9 protein-coding genes are annotated in these 13,223 nt (G+C 70.5%); 4 read left to right on the plus strand and 5 right to left on the minus strand.

All coding sequences use genetic code 11. From position 1 onward, the window contains the following. Positions 1 to 60 precede the first annotated feature (60 nt). From ACR4XJ_RS09330 to lipA, 4 genes are all read left to right on the plus strand, one after another. Positions 61 to 1,860, plus strand: coding sequence for an ASKHA domain-containing protein (locus tag ACR4XJ_RS09330; protein WP_434754966.1), 1,800 nt, complete (start codon positions 61 to 63; stop codon positions 1,858 to 1,860). A 233-nt stretch (positions 1,861 to 2,093) separates the two neighbouring features. After that, on the plus strand, positions 2,094 to 4,838 hold the full coding sequence (locus tag ACR4XJ_RS09335) for a small ribosomal subunit Rsm22 family protein (protein ID WP_434754967.1): 2,745 nt from the start codon (positions 2,094 to 2,096) through the stop codon (positions 4,836 to 4,838). A 72-nt stretch (positions 4,839 to 4,910) separates the two neighbouring features. Then, entirely contained in the window at positions 4,911 to 5,567 is a 657-nt protein-coding gene (lipB, locus tag ACR4XJ_RS09340; protein WP_434754968.1) for a lipoyl(octanoyl) transferase LipB, read from the plus strand. Beyond that, positions 5,497 to 6,405, plus strand: coding sequence for a lipoyl synthase (lipA, locus tag ACR4XJ_RS09345; RefSeq protein ID WP_434754969.1), 909 nt, complete (start codon positions 5,497 to 5,499; stop codon positions 6,403 to 6,405). The genes lipB and lipA overlap by 71 nt, the downstream gene beginning before the upstream one ends. A gap of 274 nt (positions 6,406 to 6,679) precedes the next feature. Here the strand turns inward: lipA and ACR4XJ_RS09350 are convergent, their stop codons facing one another. The 5 genes from ACR4XJ_RS09350 to recD2 form a co-directional block, all read right to left on the minus strand. Continuing rightward, the gene (locus ACR4XJ_RS09350) at positions 6,680 to 7,087 is read right to left on the minus strand and encodes a type II toxin-antitoxin system HicB family antitoxin (RefSeq protein WP_434754970.1); all 408 of its coding nucleotides are present in this window, start codon (positions 7,085 to 7,087) and stop codon (positions 6,680 to 6,682) included. A 39-nt stretch (positions 7,088 to 7,126) separates the two neighbouring features. Beyond that, positions 7,127 to 7,366: a type II toxin-antitoxin system HicA family toxin gene (locus ACR4XJ_RS09355; protein ID WP_434754971.1), complete on the minus strand. Its 240-nt coding sequence runs from the start codon at positions 7,364 to 7,366 to the stop codon at positions 7,127 to 7,129. A 101-nt stretch (positions 7,367 to 7,467) separates the two neighbouring features. Then, positions 7,468 to 8,832 (minus strand): MiaB/RimO family radical SAM methylthiotransferase, encoded by a 1,365-nt coding sequence (locus tag ACR4XJ_RS09360; protein ID WP_434754972.1) that lies wholly within the window; start codon positions 8,830 to 8,832, stop codon positions 7,468 to 7,470. Continuing rightward, entirely contained in the window at positions 8,829 to 10,310 is a 1,482-nt protein-coding gene (locus ACR4XJ_RS09365; protein ID WP_434754973.1) for an NlpC/P60 family N-terminal domain-containing protein, read from the minus strand. The genes ACR4XJ_RS09360 and ACR4XJ_RS09365 overlap by 4 nt, the downstream gene beginning before the upstream one ends. Positions 10,311 to 10,374: 64 nt before the next feature. Beyond that, entirely contained in the window at positions 10,375 to 12,573 is a 2,199-nt protein-coding gene (gene recD2, locus ACR4XJ_RS09370; RefSeq protein WP_434755170.1) for an SF1B family DNA helicase RecD2, read from the minus strand. Between the last annotated feature and the right edge of the window lie 650 nt (positions 12,574 to 13,223).

The following is a 13,223-nucleotide window of genomic DNA, read 5'->3' on the forward strand; positions in this document are numbered from 1 at the left end:
GCAGCGTCTTGAGGCAGTTGCAGGCAAGAAGCCATTCCCGGAACCATGCCAGGGAGCCGCATGCCCCCCCAATCCCCGCCGAAATCGCCGCCATGCCCGGCCGCGCGCATGGCCGGAACGCCCGCCGGAGCGGACGCGCCGGAAGCCGTGGCCGAGGTGACCCTGCCGGACGGGCGCGCCCTGCGCCTGCCCCTGCCTGCGGGCCGGGGCGGCCGGGATGGCGACGCGGCGGTCCCGGCCACCACCCTGGCCCAACTGGTGTGGATGAGCGGCCAGGTGGACCCGCCCGCGCTGTGTTCCGGCCTGGGCCGCTGCGGGCGTTGCGCGGCGCGCTTCACCCGTGGGACCCCGGCGCCCCTCCCTGCCGATACAGCCCACTTTTCCGAGGCCGAACTGGCCGACGGCTGGCGGCTGCTGTGCCGCCACGCCCCGCCGCACCCAAAGGATACGGGCGTCCCTCCCGATGGCGGCATGGCCTTCACCCTGCCCGCCGGAGCGGCCCCGCGCCGCACGCGGGTGGCGGACGAGGCGGCCCCCTGCCCGGCAACCGGCAGCCCCCTGCTGCTGGCCATCGACCTCGGCACCACCACCCTGCACTGGTCGGCCCTGGCCCCGGACGGCCGCCGCGTGGCCCACGGCGCGGAACTGAACCCCCAGATGGGCGCAGGCAGCGAGGTCATGTCCCGCCTGGCCGTGGCCTCGTCCCCCGCCGGGCTGGCCTCCCTGCGCCGCCTGACCCTGGCCGCCGTGGGCCGCATCGCCGCCGGGCTGCCCGGCCCGGTGCGCGGGCTGTGCGTGGCGGGCAACACGGCCATGACCGCCATCCTGCTGGGCCGCGACGTTTCCGGCCTGGCCTCCGCCCCCTATCGGCTGGACTACGCGGGCGGCGCGGCGGAAGCCCTGCCGGAACCGGCCAGCCTTGCCGCCGTGCCCGACGTGTGGATTCCCCCGCAGCCCGCGCCCTTCGTGGGCGGCGATGTGGCGGCGGGCATGGCCGCCCTGCTCTACGGCGGTCTGGCGACCGGGGCGGGGGGCGGGATATCGCCCGCTCCGGACGCCCCCCCGCCGGTCCCGCCAGCGGAATCCGCCCCTCCCCGCTTCCCCTTCCTGCTTGCGGATCTGGGTACCAACGGCGAATTCGTGCTGGCCACCGGGCCGGACAGCGCCCTGGTCACCAGCGTGGCCCTTGGCCCGGCGCTGGAAGGCATCGGTCTGTCCTGCGGCGGGGTGGCCCAGCCGGGGGCCATCGCGGCCTTCACCCTTGGCCCCGCCGGGCTCGCCCCCACCGTACTGCCCGAGGACGACGCCACGCCCGCCGCCCCCACCCACCTGTGCGGCACAGGCTATCTTTCGCTGCTCCGGGTGCTGTTGCGCGCCGGGCTGCTTGACGAAGACGGCCGCTTCGTGATGGAACCGCATTCCCCGCTGGCGCGCCGCCTTGCCGCCTCGCTGGTCGAGGTGCGCGGCGAACGTCGCCTGCCCCTGCCAGGGGGCTTGCATCTTTCCGCGGGCGACGTAGAAGAAGTGCTGAAGGTGAAGGCCGCCTTCTCCCTGGCCTACGAACGGCTGCTGGCGGAAGCCGGCATGCCCGGAACGGTGCTGGACGCCGTGTACCTTGCCGGGGCGCTGGGCGAATACGCCCGCCCCGATGACCTCGAAACACTGGGATTCCTGCCCGCCGGGGTGGCCGGCCGCGCGCGGGCCGTGGGCAACGCCTCGCTGCGCGGGGCGGAACTGCTGCTGCTCCGGCCGGAACTGCGCGGGCGCATCGCCGCCTGGCGCGCGGGTTGTCGCGTGGTGGACCTGGCTGCCGCCAGCGACTTCGCCGCCGCGTTCCTGCGCCACATGCGCTTTCGCTGACGGCCGCACCGCAAGGGTGCATCAGGCCGCACCGGCCCTCCGGGACCACCAGCAGCACCTGAACACCGGGAAGCCCGGTCGGTCCGCGCCCACCCGCTTCCCCCAGGGCGCCACGACACCGGCCCCGCCCCCGGCACGCCCGGCCCCGGCGAGAGCCGCATCCCGCGCGCGCCCCGCACGCGCGGCAGCCCATGCATCGCCGGCAACGCCGGCACCCAACCAACGGACTTCGCATGCACCATCTTTTCACCGCCCTGTCGCCGGAATACCGGCAGCGCCTGGAATCCCTGCCCACGGCGCTGGACACCGTGGCCCCGTTGCGCACCGCGCACCGCCGCGACCTGCCCATGGCCATCCGCGACCTGTCGCAAATGCTCACCAGCGAGCGCGGCGCGCTCTCCGACCCTTACTGGGCGGCCCCGCGCCTGCTTTCCGCCTACCTGCGCTACTTCATGCCGTGGAACCTGGTGCGCCTTGGCCGCCTGTTGCCCTCGCTGGAACTGGTGGACCGCGAAGCCCTGCTGGAGCGCCCGCTGATCCTCGACCTGGGCAGCGGCCCGCTGACCCTGCCGCTGGCCCTGTGGCTGGCCCGGCCCGACCTGCGCGGCCTGCCGCTGACCTTCCTGTGCGCGGACATCGCCCCCCACCCGCTGGAGGTGGGCCGCGACCTGTTGCAGGTCATCGCGGGCGAGGAATCGCCCTGGGCGCTGCGCACCCTGCGCGCGCCCATGGAGGCGGCCCTGAAGGAGGCGCGCGGCGACGCGGCGCTGATCCTGGCGGGCAACGTGCTGAACGAACTGAAGTCCCGCCGCGACGAACCGCTGGAATACCGCATGGAAGAACTGGCCGAGATGGCCGGGTCCGCCCTGGCCCACGGCGGCCGCATACTGGTTATCGAGCCGGGCACGCGCCTGGGGGCGCGCTACGTCACCCAGTTCCGCCGCGCGGCCATGGAGGTGGGGCTGGCCCCGCTGGCCCCCTGCCCCCACCACGACCAATGCCCCCTGCTGGAAACGGGCGGCCCCGGCGGCTGGTGCCACTTCACCTTCCCCATCCAGGGCGCGCCCGCGTGGCTGGAAGAACTGAGCCGCCGGGCCAAGCTGGAAAAGGGCACGGCCAGCCTGTCCTTCGTGCTGCTGGGCGAGGCGGACAAGGTGGCGCCGCCGCGCGACACCATCCGCATCATTTCCGACGCCTTTCCGCTGCCCGGCCGCCGCGAACCCGCGCGCTACGCCTGCTCCGAACGGGGCCTGGCCCTGCTGCACGATGCGCGACAGGTGCATTCCGGCACGGCCATCGAGATCACCTGGCCCGAAGTGGAACGCCGCGACCGCAAGTCCGGCGCGCTGGAACTGGAATGGACCCCGCCTGGCCGGGAACCCAAGAACGCGGGCGCGGCGGACAAGGGCTCCAAGGGCAAGCCCGCGCGGGGCAAGGCCGCGGGCCGTACGGCGCAGATGCCCGGCGGTCCGGACAACGAGGACGACCTGCAACCGGCCTTCCTGATGGAAGGAGCTCCGCAGTGGGATGCGCCCGTTGCAGCCGGGGCGGGGACCGAAGGCGGCGACGGCGATTCCGACAATCATGACGGGCACGACCCGTCCGAACCCGACGGCAACCGAGCCGACGGGCCGGACCACGGGCAGACCTACGGCCAGATGTTCGCCAACCAGCCAAACCATCCGCACGGGGGCAGGGCCGCGCAACGGCGCGGGGTGCCCCGCTTCGGCGCGCGGCGCGGCCGCGCCCACGACGGTGGAGCCGATGCGAATTTCAATGGCGGCTTCATGAATGAATCCGGTGGAATGGGCTACGGCTCCCGCCGCCAGGATGGCCTGCCCGATGATTTCGGCAACCGCGCGGAACAGGGTGACAGGCGGGCCGGGCGCACCGGACGTGGGGGAAACACCGGCATGCGCAAGACCGGACGGGGCGCAGGTCAGCCCGACGGGCAGCGCGCTGCACGGAGAGAACATCACCCTGACGGGCAGCGTGCTGCACGGAGGGAACATCACCCTGACGGGCAGCGTGCCGCACGGAGAGAGCATCATCCCGACGGACAGCGTGCCGCCCGCAAGGAAGGCCAGCAGGACAACCAGCATGGCCAATGGGCCAACCGCCGTCCACGGCGCGGCGGGCAGGATGCTGCCGGGCAGGAAGGGCACGGCCCCAACACCACGGCCCAGCGCGCCCTGAATGCGTGGGACAACGCGGCAGAGGCCGCGCCGTCCGCACGGCGGGGACAACAGGGGCAGGGCCAGGGACGGGCGCACGGCGAACGCGACGGCCAGCAGCGCACGCAGGGCCGCCCGCAGCGCCCCTTCGGCAATGCCCGACGCCAGCGGCCCGACGCCGACCAGGAAGGGCGGCGGGACGGCCGGGCCGATCATGGGCAGCCGCGCGGCCCGCGGCAGGACGGCAATCAGGAACGCAGCCGCGAGCGCCGCCCCGATCGGATGGACCGGATGGACAAGGTGGAGCGGGGCGAACGGGGTAAACGGGGCGGCCAACGCCACGAACACCGCGCCCAGCGCCACCCCGACGCCCGGCCCGACGCGCCGCGCGATTCCGGGGGCCAGCAGCGCCCCGACGAAGGCCGCAAGGGCAAGCCGCGCCGTCACTTCGACCGGGAAGGCAAGCCCGGCGGCGACGGCCGCGCCCCGCGCCGTACCGACGATCGCCGCGCCGAAGACCGGCGCCCCGAGGAACGCCGTCCCACGGACCGTCGTGACGGAGGACAGCAGCGCCCGCAGCAGGCCCGTCCGGGCAACCAGCCCGAGCGAGCCGGGCGTGGGGAACGCAGCCCCGGCTCGCAAGCCGACCAGCGCGGCGACCGCCGCCCCGATCATCGGGATGACCGGCGGGACGACCGGCGAGACGACCGCCGGAACGACAAGCGTCCCAATCATGCCGACGACCGTCCGGACAACGCGGGCCATCATCATTCAAGGCGGCGCAAGCCCCGGCGCGACGACTAGTCCAGCCCGACGAAAACTTCCGGGCCGGGGGAGCAACCGCCCCCGGCCCATTCCCACCGGAACATCACGCGCATGAACATCATCGACCTGGGCCTCGTCCGCTACGCGGAGGCCGACGCCCTGCAACGGGCACGGCTGGAGGAAGTGGCGGCGGGAGCGGAAGAAACGCTGTACCTGCTGGAGCACCACCCGGTGATCACCCTTGGCCGCAACGGCGGGGGCGAAAACCTGCACGTGGGCCGCGAATGGCTGGCGGCGCAGGGCATCGACCTCGTGCAGTCGTCGCGCGGGGGCAACATCACCTGCCATTTCCCCGGCCAACTGGTGGCCTACCCGGTGTTCCGGATAGCCAAACGGCCCGGCGGCCTGCGCCGGATGTTCCACGACCTCGAAGAAGTGGTCATCTCCACGCTGGGGCACTTCGGGCTGTCCGTCGCCCGGTGGGAGGGCCGCCCCGGCGTGTGGATCGGAAACCGCAAGATATGCTCCATCGGCATGGCCATGCGCCGCTGGACCTCGTACCACGGGTTCGCGCTGAACGTGGGGCGCGACCTGTCGCTGTTCGACATGATCACCCTGTGCGGCCTGCCCGACGCGCAGGCCACGTCGCTGCACCGCGAACTGGGCGGCGATTCCCCCGCCATGCAGGAGGTTAAGGATGTCTGTGCCCGGCAATTCCGCGCCATCTTTGCGGATTCCGCCGTGGCTGCGGGTCAAGCTGCCCTGTAGCCACACCTACGGGGCCACCCGTTCGCTGGTGGACGACCTGCGCCTGAACACCGTGTGCCAGAGCGCCAAGTGCCCCAACATGTTTGAATGCTTCTCTTCGGGCACGGCCACGTTTCTCATCCTGGGCAACGTGTGCACCCGCAACTGCGCCTTCTGCAACATCACCCCCGGCCACGCCGCCCCGCCCGACCCGGACGAACCCCGCCGCGTGGCCGAGGCCGCCGCGCGCCTGGGCCTTTCGCACGCGGTGGTCACCTCCGTCACCCGCGACGACCTGCCCGACGGCGGCGCCGCCCATTTCGCGGCCACGGTGCGCGCCCTGCGCGAAGCCCTGCCCGCCACCCAGGACGGCCAGCCCGCCACCATCGAGGTGCTCATCCCCGATTTCCAGGGCAGCCGGTCCGCACTGGACGCCGTGCTGGACGCCGCACCGGACATCATCAACCACAACGTGGAGACCCCGCCCGCGCACTACCCGCGCATCCGCCCGCAGGCCGACTACGCCCAGAGCCTGGAACTGCTGGCCCGCGTGCGCGCCGCCGGAGCCATCGCCAAAAGCGGCCTGATGGTGGGCCTTGGCGAAACCGACGACGAGGTGCGCGCCACCCTGGCCGACTTGGCCGCCACGGGCTGCCACATCGCCACCATCGGCCAGTACATGCGCCCCAGCCGCAACCACCCGCCCGTGCAGCGCTACGTCCACCCCGACGTGTTCGAAAGCTACGCCGCCCACGGCCACGCCCTCGGCATCCCCCACGTGTTCTCCGCCCCCCTCGTGCGCAGCAGCTACAACGCCCGCGCCGCCTACGACGCCTTGCAGCAGTTGCGGGGGAAGTAAGAAAAGGAAGAGCGGAAAAGAAAATGCGAAGAGAATGCGGGGAGGGGAAAAATTTAAATTTTTCCCCTCCCCGCACCCCTCCCCTTTCAACTTTTTCATTGTGGACGGGGTGCTCTGGCAAGAGTTGTCAGCCGGACACCAGCAATTGCCACCTTCACCGTGACGGCGATTCCAAGGAATCGATCCGGCCCGCCCCATCGTTTTCAAAAACAAATCGGCCCGCACTTCACGAAAAGTACGGGCCGTTCCATTTGCACCATGCCTGACCGCCCGTTCAGGCTGCCGCCCCCCCGCGCCGTCCGGCAGCCTGCAAGGCGCTTTCCACGATGAAGGCCGACCGGGTCATGCCCCGCGCCCTGGCGGCACGGTCGATGGTGTTTCGCACGTAGACGGGCATTGTGATGTTCACCGGTACTGCCTTGTCGTCAAGAAAGGACAGGTCCACGTCCACGACTAACACCGCTCCGTCCCTGGCCTCTTCCGACGCCAGAACCACCTCGAGCGGAGTAGGTGCGGGAGGGGTGATGTCCTCACCATCCAGGTACAGTTCCACGGCTTCCTGCACGTTGGCGGTCAGTTCCTCCAACGTGTCGCCGGCGGTGAAGCAGCCGGGAAAGTCCGGCACGCTCGCGCTGAAACCGAAGGTTTCCGCGTCGGTGTGAACAATGATGGGATACTTCATGAGTTACCCTCCTGCAGGGGCTTGCGCCACTCGGCAAGCCTAAAACCTGATGCCAGCCTGCTTCTCGATGCTCCGCAGGGTGCCGGTCTTGATGTCCTTCCGAGGGTCCGGCACCACGACTATGCGCCCGTCCGGATGTCGCAATTTCAGATGACTGCCACGCTGGCTGACCCGCTCGAAACCTGCCGCCTCAAGTCGTCGTATCACCTCACGGCTCGTCATGCGAAGACAATACGCATCATACGCATGAACGCAAGCAAAAATACGCATCATGCGCATTGCGCCTCCCCGGCCATCCATAACGAAACAGGGGCTGCTTCCAACGCACACGCGCCGAAGCAGCCCTGTCCATCAGCACATCAGGAAATCTCCTCCGTCCCCTACACATCCTCCACCAGCAGGCCGTCACGTTCCACGGCCAACGGACGCACGGCCACCAGTTCCCCGGAACCACCGCCGCCCGCGCCCTGCTCCACAGCGGGACGCCGTCCACCGGCAAACCGGCACTCGGCGTAGAACTCGCACACGCCCTTCGCCCCGCGCGCGCCCTCCGGGGCCACCAGCAGTTGCGGTTCGTCCAGCAGGCGGCGCAGGAAGGCGGACTTCTTCACCGCCACCGCGCCGCGCAATTCCGCCGCCCGGTGTTTCTTCACCTCCTGCGGCAACTGCCCCTGCATCGTCGCCGCCAGGGTGCCCGGCCGCCGCGAATACGGGAACACGTGCGCATAGGTCAGCGGCAGCGCGTCCACGAAATCCAGCGTCTCGCCAAACTCGGCGTCCGTCTCGCCGGGAAAGCCGGTCAGGATGTCCGCGCCGAGTCCGAACAGCGGCCACACCCCGGCCAGTTCGCGCGCGAAATCCAGCAGCGGTTCCGGCCGGTAATGTCCCCGCCCCATGCGGCGCAGCACGCCGGGGCTGCCGCTCTGCAACGAAACATGCAGTTGCGGGGCAACCAGACGGCTTTCGGCCAGCACGTCCAGCGCGCGCTCGCCAAGCTGGCCTGGCTCCAGCGAACTGATGCGCAGCCGCGCCCGGCCCGCCCATCGCGGGGCCAGCTCCCGCTCCAGAAAGGCCAGCAGATCCCAGAAGTCCGGCCCGCCGCCGGGCAAATCGCGCCCGTACTGGCGCAGGTTCACGCCCGACACGATGAGTTCGCGAAACCCCGCGTCCAGCAGGCGGCGCGCCTCTGCCAACGCCTCGCGCGGGTCGCGGCTGCGCGCCCCGCCCCGCGCCAGCGGCACGATGCAGTAGGTGCAGCGGTGCGAACAGCCGTCCTGCACCTTGAGCACCGGGCGCGACCGGGTGAAGCCGTCGATGCGGAAGGCCGGGAAGGCGATGCCGGATTCAGGTGCGGAAGCGTCCTCGCTTCCGTCGGCCTCGTCCCCGCCAGCGCCTACCGCGCCCTTTTCCGGGTCATAGCGCAGCAGCGAAACCTTGGCCCGCTGGCCCACCACGTCGGCCACGCCGGGCAGCGCCGCCATGTCCTCGCGCAGCACCTGCGCCGCGCAGCCGGTGACCACGATGCGCCCGTGCGGTGCGGCCCGGTGCAGGCGGGCCACGGCCTGGCGCACGTCGGCCACGGCGCGCGCGGTGACCGCGCACGAGTTGATCAGCAGCACGTCGGCCCCGGCCGGGTCGGCGGACTCGCGCCAGCCGCGCGCCAGCCATGCCTCGCGCACAGCCTCGGTCTCGTACTGGTTGATCTTGCAGCCCAGCGTCAGCGCGTGGAACACGCGTCCGCTCATGGCTGTCCGCCGGGCAGACCAGACCCGCCGGGCAGAATGGACATGCCCAGCATGCGGGCCACCAGCCCGTCAGGAGTGGTCAGGTTGGGCAGTTCGGTGCCGGGCCGCAGCGAGGTGACCACCGCCCGCCCGAGGATGAACCGGCCTTCCTGTCCGCGCTCGCCATTCTCGCCGACGTTGCTGAACACCCGCAGCCCCCAGATGTTGTGGAACATCACCGGATGGCCGTCGTATTCGCCAAGGTACAGGGTGATGTGCCCCTTGAGCCACAGCAGGGTCAGGAAGGGTACGCCCTGGGCGCGAATGATGGCCTCCTTGCCGTCGGGCGAGGCGTTGCCGAAGTCCACGAACCGCCCGGCCCTGGCTTGCGACGCGGAATTGCGCGGCAGCCAGATGCCGAAGGGGGCGAACAGGTCGCGCAGGGTGGCCGAGCAGTCGCGGTTCTCGTACATGCCGCCCCAGCCGTAGGGCTGGCCCATCATGCGGTTGCCGACCTCGGCCATGCGTGCGGCGCTGATGGCCAGCGGCTTCATGGCCGCGTATCCGACAGGCAGGACGGACTGGCCGAGCACGGCGCGGCCGTCGGCGTCGCGCAGAGGCGCCAGCACGGTGAGCCCGCCGGGCGATTCCACGGCCACGGGGAACACCGCGCCGATGTGCGCGGTGGCGATGTACGCCCCCTGCCCGCCGGACTGTCCCGGCTGCCCGGCCGAAGACGTCAGGGCCACGTCGTCGCGCAACACGGCGGCGTAGCGGCCGTTCTGGTACAGGGCGCGGAACGCGGCGTCGGTCAGGGCCACGTGCTCGGCGGGCACCCAGCCGGAGGCGAAGCCGGTTTCGCAGTACAGCCACGCCCGGTCCAGCGACACGTGCGAGACGAACACCGGCGTGCCGGTCCACACGGCGGAGCGTTGCAGATCGTCGAAGGGATAGCCCTGCCCGGCCTTGTCGGGATTGGCGAACGAGGGGCGCAGGGTGGGCAGTTCGCGCAGGGCGGTGTTGCGCACGATGATGCCGCGCTCGGCCAGGGCCGGGAAGGACGCGGCGTCGCAGTTGGCGGTCAGCGTGGCGAAGCGGCTGGCGTCCCACGGCAGCAGGTTTTCGGCGTGGCCGCGCGGGCGGCCGTCCTTGGTCAGGTAGGGCGCGGTGCGGGCCACCTCTGCGATGGTGACGCCGGTGCGGGTCTGAAGCCACGGGGCGAAGAAGCGGGTGTTCCAGCGCTCGTCCTGCGCGGCCTGGGTGGCGGCGTCCAGCAGCGGGCTGTCACCGCCCGCGCGGGCGGCGTACACGGAAATATCCTGCGGATGGCGCTCCAGTTCGGTGAAGCGCGGCGGCGCGGCCTCGCGCGGCCCGCGCCCGGCGCACCCGGCCAGCAGCGACGCGGCCAGCACCAGCACCGCCAGCGCGGCGGCGAAGGAACGCACGGCGCGGGGCGTCAGGCGGCGGACATTCACGACGGCAACGATTTCCTGCGACATCTTCATTCTCCCTGTTCCGGGCGGACTGTTCCGGGATTTCTCCCGCTCTTCCATCCCGCCCTGCCTACCCCGCACCCAACCCCAGCGCCAGCCGCCGCGCGAGGCGGGTATGGCGCTTGTGCATGCGGTTGTTCTTCACGGCCATGGCCAGGGCGCGCGGCTCGCCCACCAGCACCACCAGGCGCTTGCCGCGCGTGACGCCGGTGTAGATGAGGTTGCGTTGCAGCAGCATGTAGTGCTGGGTCAGCACGGGAATGACCACGGCGGGGTATTCCGACCCCTGCGACTTGTGCACCGAAATGGCGTAGGCAGGAACGATCTCGTCCAGTTCTTCCCATGCATAGGGCACGTTGCGCTCGTCGAAGCGCACGGTGAGCTGGCGCTCCTTGGGGTCCACGATGCAGATGCGGCCGATGTCGCCGTTGAAGACGTCCTTGTCGTAGTTGTTGCGGATCTGCATCACCTTGTCGTCGAGGCGGTACTGCCGCTCGCCGCGCTGCACGCACAGGGTCTGGCCGTTCAGGGCCTGCTGCAACCGCACGTTCAGGTTGCCCGCGCCCGCCGCGCCCTTGTGCATGGGGGTCAGCACCTGGATGTCGTCCACGGGGTGCAGCCCGAAGCGGCGCGGGATGTGGTCGCGCACCAGTTCCACGATCATCTCCACGACCTTCTCGGGGTCGTCCTGGCGGATGAAGTAGAAGTCGGACAGCCGGTCGCGCGAGGATTCCAGCGGCGGCACCTCGCCGTGGTTGATGCGGTGGGCGTTGCAGATGATCTCGCTTTCGGCGGCCTGGCGGAACACCTCCACCAGTTCCACCACCGGCACCACGTCCGAGGCGATGACGTCGCGCAGCACGTTGCCCGGCCCCACCGAGGGCAGCTGATGCACGTCGCCCACGAAGAGCAGCGTGGCCCCCAGCGGCACGGCCTTCAGCAGGTGGTACATGAGCATGGTGTCCATCATGGACGCCTCGTCCACCACCAGCAGGCCGCAGGCAAGGGGGTTGTCCTCGTTGCGGGCGAAGCCGTCCTCCTTGGGGCTGTACTCCAGCAGGCGGTGAATGGTCTTGGACTCGCGCCCGCTGGTCTCGGACATGCGCTTGGCGGCGCGGCCGGTGGGCGCGGCCAGCAATATCTTGGCGCGCGTCTCGGCGAAAACCTTGATGATGGCGTTGATGATGGTGGTCTTGCCGGTGCCGGGGCCGCCGGTAAGCACCATGACCTTGGAGCGGGCGGCGGTGCGCACGGCTTCCAGTTGTTCCGGGGCGAGGGTGATGGACAGCTTGCTCAGCACTTCGGCGATGACGGCCTCCGGGTCGTCGAAATGCACGGCCTTGGGCGAGCGCAGCACCCGTTGCAGGTAGTAGGCGATCTTGGTTTCGTAATGATGGTAGCGGGAAAGAAACACCCCGAGTTCGCCGTCCATTTCCTCGATGACGATGCGCTCCTCTATCTCCAGGGTGCGCAGGGCGTCCTCCACGAGGTCGGCGCGGATGTCCAGTTGGTCCGAGGTCTGGGCGATGAGCGCGTCGTGCGGCACGTAGACGTGGCCGTCGTCGTTCAGGCGTTGCAGGGTGTACAGGGTGCCCGCCTCTGCCCGCAGTTCGCTGTCGCGCGAGAAGCCCAGCTTTTCCGCCACGGTGTCGGCGGTTAGAAAGCCGATGCCGTGGATGTCCATGGCCAGGCGGTAGGGGTTCTCGCGCACCACCGCAAGCGCCTGCTGCCCGTAGTGGCGGTAGATGCGCACGGCGTAGGCGGTGCTGACCCCGTGCGGTTGCAGGAACATGATCAGGTCGCGGATGCCCTGGTGGTCGGACCAGCCCGCCTTGATGCGCTCCAGGGTCTTGCGGCCCACGCCGCTGACCCGCAGCAGCCGTTCCGGCTCTTCGTCCAGCACGCGGAAGGTGTCCTCGCCGAAGATGTCCACGATGCGCGCGGCCATGGATTCGCCCACGCCCTTGATCAGCCCGGACCCGAGATAGTGGCGGATGCCCTCCACGGATGCAGGCAGCAGGTTCTCGTAGCTTTCCATGGAGAACTGCCGCCCGAAGCGCGGGTTGTTCACCCAGCGGCCCACCAGCTTCAGCGAGGCTCCCGGCTGCGGCGCAACCATGTGCCCCACCACGCTGAGCATGTCGCCCTTGGGCAGCGGGCGCAGGCGCAGCACGGTGTAGCCGTTTTCCTCGTTGTGGAAGATGACGCGGTCGAGCACGCCGGAAAGTTGCACCGGGGCGTCCTGCGCCTCTTGCAGGGCGGCCAGCATGGGCGCTGCCTGGCTGGTGGACGGGACGCCGGCCACAGTGCCGGACGAAGGGCCGGACGACTGGCCGGACGATGGGGCGGAGCGGGAAATTCTGGAGGAGCGCGGGTTGCGCGGGTCGTGCTGCATGGGGTGTCCGGTTGGGGGCGATGGGGGCGGGCCGGAGTGCGCGGTGCGTGCCCAATGCGCGGCAGATGCGCGGCAGATGCGTGGCCGATGCGGCCTGGCCGGTACGGTCCGGCAAAGGCGGCCGATACCGGCGGCTGGCGCCGGATGCCGGAAGTTCTGCAACTGCCCCTAGCCGCTCGGGCCGCACCCGTCAAGGACGGCGCGGCAGTCGGGACATTGGCGGGACATTGGCGCGACATTGGCCCGACGGGGGCAAAACCTGGGCAGAACCGGGGCAGGACAGGGGCAGGACAGGGCATGCGGCGCCCCCCGGCTGCCGTTTTCCCTGTCATCGGTCCCGCCCCGCTCCGTCCTGTTCCGAAATCTAATTGTATGCAAAAAAAATCAATGTCAAAACAGTGATAGCGGGACAAGCCCGCCATGCACCCCGGACGGCATGCCCGCGCTCGACGCGCGCCGGCATGCGAACGGGTCTGCGGCGACGGCGCCCGCCTTCCGCAACACTGGCCGGATACGGCATGTCC

Source organism: Nitratidesulfovibrio sp. D1 (assembly GCF_051133415.1).
Taxonomy (GTDB): Bacteria; Desulfobacterota; Desulfovibrionia; order Desulfovibrionales; family Desulfovibrionaceae; genus Cupidesulfovibrio.

Bases quoted from the DNA above. Each gene is read 5' to 3' on its own strand.
- ACR4XJ_RS09365 (WP_434754973.1), bottom strand. From the start codon at position 10,310: ATGTCGCAGGAAATCGTTGCCGTCGTGAATGTCCGCCGCCTGACGCCC.
- ACR4XJ_RS09360 (WP_434754972.1), bottom strand. From the start codon at position 8,832: ATGAGCGGACGCGTGTTCCACGCGCTGACGCTGGGCTGCAAGATCAAC.
- ACR4XJ_RS09350 (WP_434754970.1), bottom strand. From the start codon at position 7,087: ATGAAGTATCCCATCATTGTTCACACCGACGCGGAAACCTTCGGTTTC.
- lipB (WP_434754968.1), top strand. From the start codon at position 4,911: ATGAACATCATCGACCTGGGCCTCGTCCGCTACGCGGAGGCCGACGCC.
- lipA (WP_434754969.1), top strand. From the start codon at position 5,497: ATGTCTGTGCCCGGCAATTCCGCGCCATCTTTGCGGATTCCGCCGTGG.
- recD2 (WP_434755170.1), bottom strand. From the start codon at position 12,573: ATGCTGGCCGCCCTGCAAGAGGCGCAGGACGCCCCGGTGCAACTTTCC.
- ACR4XJ_RS09335 (WP_434754967.1), top strand. From the start codon at position 2,094: ATGCACCATCTTTTCACCGCCCTGTCGCCGGAATACCGGCAGCGCCTG.
- ACR4XJ_RS09355 (WP_434754971.1), bottom strand. From the start codon at position 7,366: ATGCGCATGATGCGTATTTTTGCTTGCGTTCATGCGTATGATGCGTAT.
- ACR4XJ_RS09330 (WP_434754966.1), top strand. From the start codon at position 61: ATGCCCCCCCAATCCCCGCCGAAATCGCCGCCATGCCCGGCCGCGCGC.